The following is a 14,124-nucleotide window of genomic DNA, read 5'->3' on the forward strand; positions in this document are numbered from 1 at the left end:
GTGTCCAACATTTATCAGCTATGCCTGGCGGCATATAGGAATTCGTAATATGTTCCAGTATAACGTAAAGTGTTGATGGTTTTGGATGCGACATCCAGACGGATGTCTTTCTATTATTGTTATTGTCATCCATCTGACTAAGGTCATTACTATTCCGGATATGTATGCCTACGTAGCTCGTCAGCCTATATTGAACCGCCAGCAGCGCACGGTGGGGTATGAGCTTTTGTTCCGTGACGGGGAGCAGAATGCATTTCCCCAGATCGAAGCAAACACGGCGACCAGTCGGTTACTGGTGGAAAACTATATGGCTGTCGGGGATGATCTGGCGACGGCCAGTCAGCGAACCTTTATCAATTTTCCCCATGACAGTCTGATTAAGCTGATGCCTTTGCTGCTGCCGCGGCAAAAAGTTGTGATTGAAGTCCTGGAAACCTGCGTTCCGGACGACGAGTTACTGGCGGCAGTCCGTCATCTGCACAAACAGGGCTATACCATTGCGCTGGATGACTTTGAGCTGGATCCGGCGTGGCAGCGCTTCCTGCCCTTTGTTCATCTGATTAAGCTCGATTTTATCAAGCTGGGCTGCCAGCAGGCATGTGCCTTTGTCGCCAGTCAGAAAAGCCGGCGACTGAAGTTTCTGGCCGAGAAGGTCGAAACCCGGGAAGAGTTTGAGGCTGCCAAAACTGCGGGTTTTCACTTGTTCCAGGGCTATTACTTCAGCAAACCCGAGCTGTTGAAAAACCGTCAGGTGACGCCTGAAACGCTGACCACACTGCGATTACTGCGGGAAATCAGCCGGACGCCGGTGGATTTCAAACGTGTGGAGCGCATTATCTCCAGCGATGTCTCGCTGTCTTATCTGCTGCTGCGCTATGTGAATTCGGCCGCCCACCGCACGCTGTCGCCGATTGGCAATTTTAAACAGGCACTGGTGTATCTCGGGGAAGAGAAAATCAAACTCTTTGTGTCTGTGGTGGCTGCTGCACATGCTTCCATCCGCAAACCCCGGGAACTGTATATTTTGTCGTTGCAACGGGCCCGGATGTGCGAGGAACTGGCGCGGGGCAGCGGGATCCGCCTGAACAGTGATCAGGCCTTTCTGGCCGGTATATTCTCTCTGCTGGATGCGTTGCTGGATAAACCGCTGCCGAAGCTGCTGGAGCTGCTGCCATTGTCGGAAGAGGTACACAGTGCGCTGCTCAACCGGGAAGGAGAGCTGGGGGACATTCTGAATCTGCTGGATGCCTATGATAATGCGGACTGGGAGATGACTGCCCGCTACTGTCAGAAACTGGGTGTGAATGAAGCACAGGTGGCGAATGTTTACCATCAGACCCTGCACTGGCTGACCAGCTATCAGATTCCTTATCAGAAGTAGTTTCAGGCAAGACCTGAAAAAGAGGAAAAAATAAACCGGGCACTGGGCCCGGTTTGTTGTTCTGGCAGCATTAACCACCGACGGTGTAGTAAGTCGCGGCACCCGGGCCGACCGGGATACCCAGGATGAAGACCCAGATGTAGAACATCAGACTCCAACCCACGATAAAGACCATGGAGTACGGCAGCATCGTGGCAATCAGAGTACCCAGGCCCAGATTTTTCTGGTAACGGGTAGCCACGGCCAGGATCATTCCGAAGTAGCTCATCATGGGGGTGATGATGTTGGTCACGGAGTCGCCGATCCGGTATGCCGCCTGAATGGTTTCCGGTGCATAACCGACCAGCATCAGCATCGGGACAAAGATCGGAGCTGTGACGGCCCATTGGGCAGAAGCGGAGCCGATCATCAGGTTGATGAAGCCACACATCAGGATAAAGGCAAAGAACAGCATCGGACCGGTCAGACCGATCGACTGCAGGAAGTCAGCACCGGCAACGGCAAAGACCTGCCCAAAGTTGGTCCACTTAAAGAAAGCGACAAACTGAGCGGCGAAGAAGACCAGCACGATGTACATGCCCATTGAAGACATGGACTTTGACATTGCATCGATCACGTCGCGATCGGTTTTCATGGTGCCGACCACTTTGCCGAAGGCAAAACCCGGAATGGCAAAGAAGACAAAGATGAATGCCACAATCCCTTTCAGGAACGGTGAGCCGGAGATCAGCCCGGTTTCCGGATGACGCAGAATGCCGTTTTCCGGCACGATGGTCAGCGCCAGCACGACAGAAACAGCCAGCGTTGCCAGTCCGGCCACTTTCAGACCTTTCTTCTCCAGAGCTGTCAGCTCGCCCATTTTGTCCTGGCCCAGATCATCGCTGGCATCCCCGGCATTGTAGGTACCCAGCTTCGGCTCAACGATTTTCTCGGTCACAAATGCGCCCATGATCGTGATCGCGAAAGTGGATGCGAACATGAAGTACCAGTTTACTTCGGGACCAACTTCATAGGTCGGATCGATCATCTGCGCTGCCGTTTGGGTGATACCGGACAGCAGCGGGTCAACGGTACCCAGCAGCAGGTTTGCGCTGTAGCCCCCGGATACCCCGGCAAAGGCAGCTGCCAGACCAGCCAGCGGGTGGCGGCCCAGCGAATGGAACAGCATGGCTGCCAGCGGGATCAGAACCACATAACCTAACTCGGCTGCCGTGTTCGAGATGATACCGGCAAAGACGACGACCAGCGTGACCATGCGGCGGGATGCGCCCATGACCAGACCGCGCATTGCAGCAGAAAGTAAGCCAGAATGTTCTGCAATGGCGACACCCAGCATGGCAACCAGGACGGTGCCCAGTGGCGCGAAACCGGTGAAGTTTTTCACCAGGTTGGCCACAATCATTTGCAGGCCTTCTGCGTTCAGCAGGCTGACCACATGGATCAGGCCGTCAGCGGAGCGGCCCGGAGCTCCTTCAGGTCGCGGGTCAGGGACTGACACACCGAAATAACCGGCAATCCCTGAAGCGAGCAGAATCACCAGGCTGAACAGCGCAAACAGGGTGATTGGATGGGGCAGCAGGTTACCCAGCCACTCAACGGTGTCCAGAAAGCGCGTAAACAGCGTTTTTTTGGGATTTACTTGATTTTGTGAAGCACTGGAATGCATCACGACCTCCTTTTTCGTCATATACCCGTCTATGGGCGTCTTGTTTTAGGGGCGGGAGGTTACGCTATTGTTAATAGCCCCAACAAAATAAAAGTGTGTCAAAATATTTCATTTGTATGATTTATAACTGATGTTTTGCATTTTATCTGGTTTTTTATTCCTGTTATTTTATGAGTTTTAAATCAAATCGCTTCTGGTTATGTGTGTTGTTGTGTATTTGTGAAGAAGTCAGGGCAGAACAGGAAAGATTCTTCTGAGCAGGAACGGTGCTTTTTACTGTGATTTTTGTAATGGGGTTCACAATTATGGGCTGCAAAGAATAAAACGCCATTCATATTATCATTCTGTTAACATTAAGACAGGAGCTGGCGCCTAATCTGGACGACAAGCATCGGATGGGTGGTTCGCCATCGCAGAGAGGAGTCTATGCGGGAAAAGATTATCTTTATTGATCTATTACGCTGTGTCGCGGCAACAGCGGTGGTGGTGATCCATGTGCTTGGCCCTTATCGAGAATTGCTGGGGCAAATTCCCGATCATGCCTGGATGACGGCCATCAGCTATAACAGTTTCAGCCGCTGGGCAGTGCCCGTCTTTATCATGATTACCGGGGCACTGATGCTGAGTGACACCCGGCCGTTTGATTTGAATTATTACCTGAGGCGGCGGTTGGGTAAGGTGCTGGTGCCTTTTCTGGTCTGGTCGCTGTTTTATGCGTTTTTGTCAGGAGTAACCCCGGATGGGTTTCAGTCTGAAACTGCGCTGCATACCCTGGCTGAAATGCCGGAACATGAAACCTATTACCACCTTGGCTTCTTTTATTACTTTATTCCGCTGTATCTTGTGATCCCATTTTTTCAGGCTTGGGTGAAACGGGCTGACCCGACAGCCATCAAAGGCGTGACATTCTTGTGGATGGTGGTGACAGGCTTATTTCTGCTCTTTATTGACGGTCCCTGGAGCCATCAGCTGGTGCTCTACAGCGGTTATTTGCTGTTGGGCTACAGTCTTTTCCGCTTTTCCTGGCCGACGCTGACCTGGCTGCTGCCGTTGGGCATCGCTGCCTTGTTACTGACGGATTACATGGTGATCCATAACAGCTTTTTGCTGGGTGAATATACCGTCGGACGCTGGTTATCGTACAAAACTCTCAATACAGTCATCATTGCAGCCATGGTGTTTGCGCTGTGCCGTTATCTGGCGGATAGACTGAGTGAGCAGACTTTGACGAAGCTGGCTTTTGTCAGTCGCTACAGCCTGGGGATTTATCTGCTGCACCCGCTGTTTCTGTGGCCGGTCAGAGCGTTTGATTTGTATTTTATCCACCCGGTGCTGATGATTCCTTTCTGGACACTGATCGCCGGAGGACTGGCGTTACTGGCCAGCTGGCTGCTCAGTCAGAGTCGGTTTACGGCCTGGCTGGTGCCCTGAAGACAATCTCAGCTCAGCGTTTCAGTGCGAAATGCATAAACTGTCTGCCCCGGTAGGTCAGGGTGCCGCAGTCACCGGGATTCAGGGCATGATAAAAGTGTACACCGACCTGAAATTCACGTTTGGGACCGCCTTTGAGAGGCTGAACATACAGCCAGTATTGTGTGTTGTCACCGTCAGTTGGGTGTTCATCAACAGATAAACTTTGTTTATCAAGAATTTGTACCTCAATCTGCTTGTCAGCGGCATGACGGCCAGAAAGATGGCGGCGGTAGACGAAGACAAAGCTGGCAATGGCCAGACTCAGTAATACAGCCAGGATTAGAAACGGAAAAAATGGCATGGCGAACTCCTTCACTCTCAGGCTGCATTATGCTTGAGATGGGCCCGGATTGTCAGTGACGGCGTCAGGTGTTTGTGAGCGGGATTCTCACCAGACGGGTTTGCAAGGGGCTGATCTGCCTGTAAGGTTAAGAAAGAAGGTTTGTGTAGGGAGTAGTGGTTGGTGACGGATATTGAGTTAGTGGTGAGCCGCAGTCGTCGGCTTGAGTATTTACTGAAGCATCATTACCACGCAGAAGGTAAAGGGCTGCATCAGTTGATCACCAGCTGCGAAGAGCGATTGCCGCATGAGATTATTCCCTCGTTGCGTTATGTCGCGACCATCCGGAATAAAGTGGTGCACGAAGATGGTTTTGTGCTGGATGACAGCCGGGGGTTTCGCAAAGCCTGTCGTGCATGTGAGAAAGAACTGACGCCCCGGAGTGGTCGTCGGGTCTGGGCTGTTGTTGTAATGCTGGTCGTTGGGATGACAGCTCTGGCACTATGGTTTTACTCCAGTAACTGGCATTTGATCAAACTACGGCCTTAATCGTGTAGCGCTCTCTGTGATTGAACAAAAAAAGGTGCCTCAGGCACCTTTTTTTGTTTGGTAATCTTTAGTTTTTGCTTATTAAAGCACAGGCAGCAACATGAGGCCGGCGACGACGGCGATCATGACAAGCCCTTGTTTTTGAGAGGAAGATAACATGGTGGTAGGCTCCTTACTGTTGCTGCTGGATTGATGGGGTCTAGAATATCACTTTTTTTACGGTTTGATCAAAGATAAGGTGTGATATTTAGCAATAAATTTACTTTTAGTTGCCATAAATTCCATTGATTGTTCCAAGTAAACTGTCAGAAATGGCTTGTATAAAAATCGATCAAAAAATTATCTCGACTAATTTTTCTTGTTAATTTGTTGTTTTTATTGTATTTTTTGTTTTGTTTTTTATTGCGTGGTATTTTTATCGTTAATTTCTTTCTTTTTAGCGTTTGGATATTGCTGTCGTCTGATTTTGGGTTGTTTTTGGTAATTTAGTTCTTGTTGATAAAGTCTGGTATACAGTGATTGAATAGTTTGCATACGCTTTCTGTCAGCGCTTGCCATTTTCTCTGTATCACTTGCATCAAAATGCTCAAAAGTCAGCGATTGGGGCTCTGTGATGAATTTCATAGTGGACTTTTCATTTATATATATGTTTTTATTTGATTTTTGTTTCTGGTTTTGAGCGTGATATCTTTCGCTGATAGCGGTATTTTTTGAAAAGATGTTACTGGTTTTTAAGGTAAGGCCCTGTCAGCTTGACTTCGCACGGGTATCACCAGGAAAGAAGACGCAATCGCTGAAACGGCGATGGGATAAGATGGATGAAAGTTGCCAGATTAATCTCAGGAAGAATAAGTTATGTGAAAGTGTGATAGATCACAGAGGTGAGAATTGGACGGGTGAAAGTTATTTCCGGGCTAGACAATCTCATCGGGCTTTTTACACTGTGACAGCTTTGATAACTCTGGTGGACATATGTGGGTCTGGTTAGCCATCTCTTTTTCAGCTTTGCTGCATATCAATGCCGCTTATCGCGGTCCTCAGTGGCAGTTTTATCTCTTTAAGCCGTTTACAATCGTGCTGTTGCTGGCAACGGCTTTTCAGTTTGGCAGCGGTGATCTCTATCAGCAGGTGATTGTTGCCGGGCTGCTGTGTTCTGTGGTGGGCGATATCTTCCTGATGCTGCCCAAAGACAGGTTTGTTGCCGGCCTGACGAGTTTTCTGCTGGCGCATATTGTGTATTCTTTCGCATTCTGGGGAGAACTGGCGGCACCGATCGTCTGGTGGTTGCCGGCGTTGCTGGGCGGTGCCGGAATTATTGTGTATCTGCTGCTGTTGCCGTCTCTTGGCCGTCTGGCGATACCTGTGGCGGTTTATGTTGCCGTCATCCTGCAAATGACCTGGGCAGCCGGTGAGTACTGGCTTACCACGCGAACTGGCGCCGGGCTGGCCGCGTTTGCCGGAGCGCTGATGTTTCTGGTCTCGGATACGCTGCTGGCGCTGGATCGTTTCCGGGGCAGCTTTCGTACCGCGACGGGCAGTATTATGACGACTTATTATCTGTCCCAGTCATTGCTGGTCATCAGCGTTCTGCTACGCTGAATCTGAGCAGCAGAAGGACGGGGTATGGCATTCACCTGGCAGTCGGTTTACCGGGCTGGAAACAGCCTTGAAGCGCACACCCTCAAAGGTTTGCTGGAACATGCCGGGTTACGGGTTCGCCTGACGGGGGAAAACCTCAGTTCAGCAGCAGGTGAGCTGCCGGCAGATGTGGTGGAAGTGATGCTCTGGGTACCGGAGGATGAATCCATCCGGGCAAGAGAGCTGCTTGCTGGTTATGAAAAGGGCAGTCAGAAGAAATGGCAATGTCCGGATTGCGGTGAACTGAATGAAGGCCAGTTCGACTGGTGCTGGCAGTGCGGGACGGACAGACCGGAGAGCTGAATCGCGATGGCCTGAATCGTACGAAGATAAAAGAAGGGTGCCTGATGGCACCCTTGTTATGTTTACATCATGTGCTTGCGACGAATATCCAGCAGGGCAAAAATCCCGAAAGCCAGAATGGACCACTTTTCCCACCGCCCCAAAGTCAGCTTATCGCCGAAGGCGCCGAGAAATATCAGCATTTGCAGGCCATGCATCGCCAGCAAAAAGGCCGTCATGATATAGAGTGCAATCGCAGCCACGCCCGGAAACGGGTAGAACAGGTTAAGCAGCAGTACTGCCCAGACAAAACCGATTGCAATTTTGGCCAGTAGAATCAGCGTTTTCATAGTTCCTCTCTTTGATACAGCCGGTAGCTGACCTGACCTGCCGTTTTCTCTTTCAGCAGCTGCCAGTGTTCCGGGGTGTCAGGTAAGCCGAGCTCTTTCTCGGCTTCCAGATAAATCAGGGCCTCAGGTGCCAGCCAGCCGTTGGATTCCAGCAGGCGGAAGACATCCGACAGCATGTCACGGCGAAATGGCGGATCGATAAACACCAGATCAAAGGCGGTACCGGGATTGGCCAGATACGTCAGGGTATCTGTCTGGTGCAGCGTGGCCTGAGTCGTTCCCAGTGTGTCCAGGTTACGCTTGAGCTGACTGGCGGCTTTGCTGTCCAGCTCCAGCAGCGTCAGGTGGTCGGCGCCGCGGGACAAGGCTTCCAGTCCGAGACTGCCGCTGCCGGCAAACAAATCCAGGCATCTGGCACCATGGATTTCCGGTGCCAGCCAGTTAAAAACGGTCTCTTTGACACGGTCGGTGGTGGGGCGCAGCCCGGCGACATCATGGACCGGCAGTTTGCGTCCCCGCCAGCGGCCACTGATGATACGCACAAAGCCTCCCTGGCTGGGTTTGTTAGCCTTGTGTCCGGATTGTGTCTTACGTCTTGTCATACATTTCTTCGACCGTAGAGAAAGTGATAGTATACATGGGCCTGATTATCTTTGTGTTTGTCACTGTCGCCAGGTTACCCGACAGGGAGCACTGTACAGCAAATGCAAGCCCAAAGATAAACAGGCCATTTGTTTTCAGGCCGCAAATTGTATCAATCAATTTCCAGGATTTGCCAATGGCAGAAAAAAAGAAGCGCGGATTATTTTCATGGCTGGGTTTTGGCGCGGAAGAGCAGACCGAGCAACAGGAACAACAACAGCAGCAAGAAGTCGTTGAGGCTGAGCAGACTCAGGACGTTGCGACAGCCACTGAGACTCCGGAGGTCACAGCACCGGACGCAGAGCCGGCTGAAGATGTGACTCAGGCACAGCGTGAAGAAGCCCCGGAATTACCGGAGCAGAGTGCCCATCTGGATGTGGAAGCTCAGGCACAGGATCATCCGGTTGCTGAAGCAGAGCACCCGGTCGAAGCTGTGGCTGAGGAACAGCCTGAAGTACAACCTGAAACTGAAATTCCGGCAGTTGTTTCAGAACCAGCAGTACAGGAAAAGCCGCAGCGTGAAGGTTTTTTCAGCCGTTTGATGAAAGGCTTGAAGAAAACCCGAAATCAACTGGGCTCGGGCTTCTTCGGTCTGTTCCGCGGCAAGCAGATTGATGATGATCTGTTTGAAGAGCTGGAAGAGCAGCTGCTGGTGGCTGATGTCGGGATGGATACAACGCTCAAAATCATCGAAAGCCTGACGGAAAAAGCGGACCGCAAGCAACTGAAAGACGGCGAGGCCCTGTACGGTCTGCTGAAAGATGAACTCAGTGACATGCTGGCCAAAGTGGAGCAGCCGCTGGTGATCGATACCAGCCGTAAGCCCTACGTCATTTTGATGGTTGGCGTGAACGGCGTGGGTAAAACCACGACCATCGGGAAATTGGCGAAGCAGTTCCAGAGCCAGGGCCTGTCTGTCATGCTGGCTGCAGGAGATACATTCCGTGCCGCTGCTGTGGAACAGTTGCAGGTGTGGGGTGAGCGCAACAACGTGCCTGTGGTCGCGCAGCATACCGGGGCAGACAGTGCTTCCGTGATTTACGATGCCATTGAATCTGCGAAAGCACGCAAGGTGGATGTCGTGATTGCTGACACTGCAGGTCGTCTGCAAAACAAAGGCAATCTGATGGAAGAACTGCGTAAGATTGTCCGGGTGATGCAGAAGATCGACCCGCTGGCGCCGCATGAAATCATGCTGACGGTGGATGCCGGTACGGGTCAGAATGCGATCAGTCAGGCCAAGTTGTTCAGCGAAGTGGCACCGGTGTCTGGTATTACACTGACCAAGCTGGATGGTACCGCCAAAGGTGGTGTAATTTTCGCCATTGCCGATCAGTTCAACATTCCAATCCGTTACATTGGTATCGGGGAAGGCATTGAAGATTTACGTCCTTTTGCCGCCCAGGAATTTATTGAGGCACTGTTTAGCGACGAGGAATAAGCGTGATTCAGTTTCAGCAGGTCAGTAAAGCATACCGGGGTGGCCGACAAGCCCTGCAAAAAGTGAATTTTCACCTGGGTAAAGGTGAGATGGCCTTCCTGACCGGTCATTCCGGGGCAGGGAAGAGTACATTGCTGAAACTGATTGCAGCAATTGAGCGGCCGAGTGATGGCCGCATTTTCTTTAACGAGCATGACATCACCCGGATTGACAGTCATCAAATCCCCTTTCTGCGCCGCCATATCGGGATGATTTTTCAGGATCACCGACTGCTGATGGACAGAACTGTGTTTGAGAATGTCGCGCTGCCGTTGCAGATCGCCCAGTCTCCGCCCGGGGATGTGAAACGCCGGGTGTCTGCAGCGCTGGATAAAGTCGGCTTGCTGGATAAGGCGCAATGCCTGCCGATCCAGCTTTCCGGCGGGGAACAGCAACGGGTGGGGATTGCCCGTGCCGTTGTGAACAAGCCCTTGGTTGTCCTGGCGGATGAACCGACCGGAAACCTGGATGCAGATTTGTCTCAGCAGATGATGGCGCTGTTTGCAGAATTTAACCGGGTGGGCGTCAGCGTGCTGATGGCGACACACGACACGTCTTTATTGAACCGGCATACCTACCGTCGTCTGGATCTGCACAATGGCATGATGCGCGAGGTGACTTATGGCGCGTGAATCCCAAAGCTGGCTGGCGATGCAGCGACAGGTTTGTAAGCAGGCACTGACAGATTTGTGGCGTCGTCCGCTGGGGAATGTGCTGACTCTGGCCGTACTGACTGTGGCCCTGACGTTGCCGGCGTGCTTTTACATCGCCGCAAAAAATATCAGCATTGTCAGTCAGGCATGGCAGAATCCGACGCAGTTGACGGTGTATCTGGCTTCCGGCAGCGGTGATGCTGAAGCCCGTCAGTTGCTTGAGCGTGTGTCGGGCTGGCAGGAAGTCGCACAGACAGACTATATTTCACCTCAGCAGGGGCTGGAGGAATTTCGCAATCATGTCGGGTTTACCAAGGCTTTAAGTCTGCTGGATGAAAATCCGCTGCCTGCCGTGCTGGTGATTAAACCGACGGTGCAGTGGCAGAGCAGTGCCGCCGCAGCCCGGCTGGCTGAAAAGCTCAGAGATCTGGCCGGTGTGGATGATGTCAGACTCGACAGTGACTGGCTGCAGCGGCTTGAGGCCATTCAGCAGCTCAGTGTGTCCCTGGCGATGCTGATGGCCGGGCTGATGCTGCTGGCAGTGTTCCTGATTGTCGGAAATACGCTGCGTTTGCAACTGCAAAACCAGAAAGAAGCGGTTCAGGTGATGAAGCTGGTCGGTGCGACCAACACCTATATTCTGAGGCCGTTTCTGTATACCGGCGCATGGTATGGCTTACTGGCATCGGTCTTTGCGTTAGTGCTTACTACGCTGGTGTGCTTGATGATTGAAAGTGCAGTGGATAAACTGGCGTTGTTGTATGGCAGTGATTTTCACTTAACGGGCCTGGCCTGGGATGAATGCCTGTTGCTGATCATGTTGTCGTCGCTGCTTGGGGTGCTGGCTGCACGTCTCAGTGCTGGGAGGCACTTAAAAGAAATTGAACCAATCTGATGTAACGCACTCTACCTAGAGGATGTGCGCTTGCATTTTGTGCAGCATTACAGGCATTATTGTCGGTCAGGCAGCTTAATCACTGCCTGATTTACGTGAAAGTCCAGAGTAAAAGGCTCTGGCGATGAATCCACAGGGGTTGCTTGAATGACAAAAGAGATGACTTCATTAGCTTTAGTTTCTGCCGACAGTCTGGAAGGTTATATCCAGTCTGTGAACAGCTATCCGATGCTGACAGCTGAGCAGGAACGCGAGTTAGCTGAGCGTCTGCATTATGAAGGCGATATTGAGGCTGCACGCGGTCTGGTATTGTCCCACCTGCGTTTTGTAGTCCATGTTGCCCGCGGTTATTCCGGTTATGGTCTGCCAATGGCTGATCTGGTACAGGAAGGAAACATCGGTCTGATGAAGGCCGTGAAGCGTTTCAACCCGGAAGTCGGGGTGCGCCTGGTGTCTTTTGCTGTTCACTGGATTAAAGCTGAGATTCATGAATACGTGCTGCGTAACTGGCGGATCGTCAAAGTGGCGACGACCAAGGCGCAGCGCAAGCTCTTCTTCAATCTGCGCAAAGCCAAAAAGCGTCTGGGCTGGTTCAACAATGAAGAAGTCGAAATGGTGGCAGAGCAGCTGGGAGTAGAGACCAGCGAAGTGCGCGAGATGGAATCCCGTCTTGCCGCGCAGGATGCAACGTTCGACATGCCAGTTGATGAAGATGAACGTGACAGCAGCTATGCGGCACCGGTGTACTTCCTGGAAGATAAGTCTTCGGATGTGGCACTCAGCTATGAGGAAAATAACTGGGAAAGCCATGCGAATAATCGTCTGTCAGTGGCATTATCGAACCTGGATGATCGCAGCCAGCATATTGTCCGCTCGCGCTGGCTGGATGATGACAAAGCGACGCTGCAGGATTTGGCGGATCATTATGGTGTTTCGGCTGAGCGTATTCGTCAGCTGGAGAAAAATGCCATGCGCAAACTGAAAGATGCTGTGGGTGAAGCCCTGTAAGGATCCAGACAAACGGATGATCCTGTGAGGCTTAGGATCTTTCCGGGAAACTGGATTTTCTATCCACAGTGTTATTGAATGAGAGAACCGGCTGATGGCCGGTTTTTTTGTTTCTGAAGTCAGGGAATACGGCGGGTTGCGGATCTCTGGTTACTTTTGTCGAGATGCTCGAAAATTATTATCCACAGTGTTTTCCATGATCTTTACTACATCTAGTGGATCCTCTTTGACTCCAACACATTATCAACGCTATTCACAGTCTTTTCCACAGATGGTGAAAGGATGATCAGTGAAAAAGGATGAGAAAACAGTGGCGAGGCTAAGTACGGAGTTTGTAAGGCGTATTCACGCTGGTCGGACACCAGCCGCCCCGGCTGATTTTTTCAAAGCTGTGAGTAACTGAGTGAGGTATACTGGCGGGCAGCATCCTGGCTGAGGTTTCCCCTGAAAATGATTCGGGTTTACCTTGTCTGATTTTGATCGATCCCTCTGAAAGGATCGTGAATTTTTCTGGTGACAGCCGAACGATCCGGGCTGTCGCCGATGATAAACACTGGAATGAGGCTTTCATGGAGCAGTTTGAACATATTTCTGTTGAGCAGGCGTACACATTAATTCAGCAGCCGGAGAGCCGCGCTGTGCTGGTCGATATTCGCGATCCTCAGTCCCATGCGTTGTCCCGTCCGGACGCTGCATTTCACCTGACCAATGATTCCATCGTCCAGTTTATGGATGAGGTTGATTTCGACCAGCCGGTAATCGTCATGTGCTACCATGGGATCAGTTCACAGGGTGCCGCACAGTACCTGATCAATCAGGGATATGAGACGGTCTACAGCATGGATGGCGGATTTGAGGCCTGGCGCCGCGAATCTTATCCTTGTGTGGGTCAATGATCCGTCTCAGATCAGTGCCTGACATGTAACCATTGAAAGGGAACCGAAAATGCAGCGAATTGCCGTGCTCGATAATCCCCGTATGGCGCAGGCTTTTATTGATTATATGGCCTCGCGCGGCATTGAGCTGAGACTGGCTTCGGAGCCTGGCGGGCAGTTTGCTATCTGGTTAGCGGATCTGCAGCATCAGGTGGAAACGGAAGCAGAATGGAAGCAGTTTGTCAGCCATCCGGATGATCAGAAATATCTTGCGGCTTCCTGGCAGGTCGCCCGCACGGGTTCTCAACCCCAGTTTAGGTATGAGAGCCCGAGTTTGATTGCGATGGTGAAAGCACAGGCCGGACCGGTCTGTCTGAGCGTCATGGTCCTGACCATCGTCATTTATGTCGGCTGGATATTGGGCTGGCAGCGGCCTTTATTTGACTGGCTGCACTTTCCGCTGATGCAAGGCGATGGGTGGGAACTCTGGCGCTATGTGTCACACAGCCTGCTTCATTTCTCATTACTCCATATTGTGTTTAATTGCCTGTGGTGGTGGATTTTGGGCGGGCAGTTAGAGCGTCACAGCGGCAGCGGGAAATTGCTGGAAATCTTTCTCCTGTCAGCGCTGATCTCCGGCATGGCACAGTTCTGGGTTAATGGCCCGAATTTCGGTGGCCTCTCTGGCGTCGTGTATGCGTTGATGGGCTATCTCTGGTGGCTGGGCTGGCTGGCGCCGTCACGGGGGCTGAGTATCCCGAACAATATTGTTGTCTTCATGCTGGTGTGGCTGGTACTGGGTTTTGCCGACATCCTCGGTATCAAGATAGCGAACATGGCTCATTTATTCGGACTGGTGACAGGCTGTTTACTGGCTTTTGTCGATGCACGTTTGCGCCACCCCGAGAATCAGGCGCAATGAGCTTTCCTTCAGGAGTGGGATCCCCTCTCT

General features: G+C 51.7%; 16 protein-coding genes. 11 read left to right on the top strand and 5 right to left on the bottom strand.

Annotated features, from left to right (window positions below; all coding sequences use genetic code 11):
- The first annotated feature begins 160 nt into the window (after window positions 1-160).
- On the top strand, window positions 161-1,381 hold the full coding sequence (locus SPK40_RS18820) for an EAL and HDOD domain-containing protein (RefSeq protein ID WP_442957592.1): 1,221 nt from the start codon (window positions 161-163) through the stop codon (window positions 1,379-1,381).
- Between the two features lie 70 nt (window positions 1,382-1,451).
- On the opposite strand, the gene SPK40_RS18825 is transcribed toward SPK40_RS18820, so the two are convergent.
- Window positions 1,452-3,047 (bottom strand): AbgT family transporter, encoded by a 1,596-nt coding sequence (locus SPK40_RS18825; RefSeq protein WP_330961522.1) that lies wholly within the window; start codon window positions 3,045-3,047, stop codon window positions 1,452-1,454.
- 426 nt (window positions 3,048-3,473) lie between these two features.
- On the opposite strand from SPK40_RS18825, the gene SPK40_RS18830 reads away from it, so the two are divergent.
- The gene (locus tag SPK40_RS18830; protein ID WP_248144545.1) at window positions 3,474-4,478 is read left to right on the top strand and encodes an acyltransferase; all 1,005 of its coding nucleotides are present in this window, start codon (window positions 3,474-3,476) and stop codon (window positions 4,476-4,478) included.
- Window positions 4,479-4,491: 13 nt separating this feature from the next.
- Here the strand turns inward: SPK40_RS18830 and SPK40_RS18835 are convergent, their stop codons facing one another.
- Window positions 4,492-4,821, bottom strand: a complete 330-nt coding sequence (locus SPK40_RS18835; protein ID WP_330961523.1) for a DUF2500 domain-containing protein — start codon at window positions 4,819-4,821, stop codon at window positions 4,492-4,494.
- Window positions 4,822-4,983: 162 nt separating this feature from the next.
- Here SPK40_RS18835 and SPK40_RS18840 point away from each other — a divergent pair, with 162 nt between their 5' ends.
- Window positions 4,984-5,349: a DUF4145 domain-containing protein gene (locus SPK40_RS18840; protein WP_330961524.1), complete on the top strand. Its 366-nt coding sequence runs from the start codon at window positions 4,984-4,986 to the stop codon at window positions 5,347-5,349.
- Between the two features lie 399 nt (window positions 5,350-5,748).
- Here SPK40_RS18840 and SPK40_RS18845 read toward each other — a convergent pair whose 3' ends face one another.
- Window positions 5,749-5,973 (bottom strand): hypothetical protein, encoded by a 225-nt coding sequence (locus tag SPK40_RS18845; RefSeq protein WP_330961525.1) that lies wholly within the window; start codon window positions 5,971-5,973, stop codon window positions 5,749-5,751.
- Window positions 5,974-6,321: 348 nt separating this feature from the next.
- Between SPK40_RS18845 and SPK40_RS18850 the strand changes: the two genes are divergently transcribed.
- Window positions 6,322-6,948 (top strand): lysoplasmalogenase, encoded by a 627-nt coding sequence (locus SPK40_RS18850; RefSeq protein WP_330961526.1) that lies wholly within the window; start codon window positions 6,322-6,324, stop codon window positions 6,946-6,948.
- Between the two features lie 24 nt (window positions 6,949-6,972).
- Window positions 6,973-7,290 (top strand): putative signal transducing protein, encoded by a 318-nt coding sequence (locus SPK40_RS18855; RefSeq protein ID WP_248144541.1) that lies wholly within the window; start codon window positions 6,973-6,975, stop codon window positions 7,288-7,290.
- Between the two features lie 62 nt (window positions 7,291-7,352).
- Here SPK40_RS18855 and SPK40_RS18860 read toward each other — a convergent pair whose 3' ends face one another.
- Entirely contained in the window at window positions 7,353-7,619 is a 267-nt protein-coding gene (locus SPK40_RS18860) for a DUF1145 domain-containing protein (protein WP_036750385.1), read from the bottom strand.
- A complete protein-coding gene (gene rsmD / locus SPK40_RS18865; RefSeq protein ID WP_330961527.1) occupies window positions 7,616-8,221 on the bottom strand; it encodes a 16S rRNA (guanine(966)-N(2))-methyltransferase RsmD in 606 nt (201 codons plus the stop codon). The genes SPK40_RS18860 and rsmD overlap by 4 nt, the downstream gene beginning before the upstream one ends.
- Window positions 8,222-8,397: 176 nt before the next feature.
- On the opposite strand from rsmD, the gene ftsY reads away from it, so the two are divergent.
- The 6 genes from ftsY (at window position 8,398) to glpG (ending at window position 14,094) form a co-directional block, all read left to right on the top strand.
- A complete protein-coding gene (ftsY, locus tag SPK40_RS18870; protein ID WP_330961528.1) occupies window positions 8,398-9,702 on the top strand; it encodes a signal recognition particle-docking protein FtsY in 1,305 nt (434 codons plus the stop codon).
- Between the two features lie 2 nt (window positions 9,703-9,704).
- Entirely contained in the window at window positions 9,705-10,373 is a 669-nt protein-coding gene (gene ftsE / locus SPK40_RS18875) for a cell division ATP-binding protein FtsE (RefSeq protein WP_330961529.1), read from the top strand.
- Entirely contained in the window at window positions 10,363-11,289 is a 927-nt protein-coding gene (ftsX, locus tag SPK40_RS18880; RefSeq protein ID WP_248144536.1) for a permease-like cell division protein FtsX, read from the top strand. Before ftsE ends, ftsX begins: the two co-directional genes overlap by 11 nt.
- A 147-nt stretch (window positions 11,290-11,436) precedes the next feature.
- Entirely contained in the window at window positions 11,437-12,297 is an 861-nt protein-coding gene (gene rpoH, locus SPK40_RS18885; RefSeq protein ID WP_248144535.1) for an RNA polymerase sigma factor RpoH, read from the top strand.
- A 569-nt stretch (window positions 12,298-12,866) separates the two neighbouring features.
- Window positions 12,867-13,193 carry a thiosulfate sulfurtransferase GlpE gene (gene glpE, locus SPK40_RS18890; RefSeq protein WP_330961530.1) on the top strand — a complete coding sequence of 109 codons (327 nt, stop codon included), beginning with the start codon at window positions 12,867-12,869 and terminating at the stop codon, window positions 13,191-13,193.
- A 49-nt stretch (window positions 13,194-13,242) separates the two neighbouring features.
- Window positions 13,243-14,094: a rhomboid family intramembrane serine protease GlpG gene (glpG, locus tag SPK40_RS18895; protein ID WP_248144533.1), complete on the top strand. Its 852-nt coding sequence runs from the start codon at window positions 13,243-13,245 to the stop codon at window positions 14,092-14,094.
- The last annotated feature ends 30 nt before the right edge of the window (window positions 14,095-14,124 follow it).

It is taken from the genome of Photobacterium sp. 53610 (genome assembly GCF_036409375.1).
Classification (GTDB): Bacteria; Pseudomonadota; Gammaproteobacteria; order Enterobacterales; family Vibrionaceae; genus Photobacterium.

Bases quoted from the DNA above. Each gene is read 5' to 3' on its own strand.
- SPK40_RS18820 (WP_442957592.1), top strand. From the start codon at position 161: ATGTATGCCTACGTAGCTCGTCAGCCTATATTGAACCGCCAGCAGCGC.
- SPK40_RS18825 (WP_330961522.1), bottom strand. From the start codon at position 3,047: ATGCATTCCAGTGCTTCACAAAATCAAGTAAATCCCAAAAAAACGCTG.
- SPK40_RS18830 (WP_248144545.1), top strand. From the start codon at position 3,474: ATGCGGGAAAAGATTATCTTTATTGATCTATTACGCTGTGTCGCGGCA.
- SPK40_RS18835 (WP_330961523.1), bottom strand. From the start codon at position 4,821: ATGCCATTTTTTCCGTTTCTAATCCTGGCTGTATTACTGAGTCTGGCC.
- SPK40_RS18845 (WP_330961525.1), bottom strand. From the start codon at position 5,973: ATGAAATTCATCACAGAGCCCCAATCGCTGACTTTTGAGCATTTTGAT.
- SPK40_RS18850 (WP_330961526.1), top strand. From the start codon at position 6,322: ATGTGGGTCTGGTTAGCCATCTCTTTTTCAGCTTTGCTGCATATCAAT.
- SPK40_RS18855 (WP_248144541.1), top strand. From the start codon at position 6,973: ATGGCATTCACCTGGCAGTCGGTTTACCGGGCTGGAAACAGCCTTGAA.
- SPK40_RS18860 (WP_036750385.1), bottom strand. From the start codon at position 7,619: ATGAAAACGCTGATTCTACTGGCCAAAATTGCAATCGGTTTTGTCTGG.
- rsmD (WP_330961527.1), bottom strand. From the start codon at position 8,221: ATGACAAGACGTAAGACACAATCCGGACACAAGGCTAACAAACCCAGC.
- ftsY (WP_330961528.1), top strand. From the start codon at position 8,398: ATGGCAGAAAAAAAGAAGCGCGGATTATTTTCATGGCTGGGTTTTGGC.
- ftsX (WP_248144536.1), top strand. From the start codon at position 10,363: ATGGCGCGTGAATCCCAAAGCTGGCTGGCGATGCAGCGACAGGTTTGT.
- rpoH (WP_248144535.1), top strand. From the start codon at position 11,437: ATGACAAAAGAGATGACTTCATTAGCTTTAGTTTCTGCCGACAGTCTG.
- glpE (WP_330961530.1), top strand. From the start codon at position 12,867: ATGGAGCAGTTTGAACATATTTCTGTTGAGCAGGCGTACACATTAATT.
- glpG (WP_248144533.1), top strand. From the start codon at position 13,243: ATGCAGCGAATTGCCGTGCTCGATAATCCCCGTATGGCGCAGGCTTTT.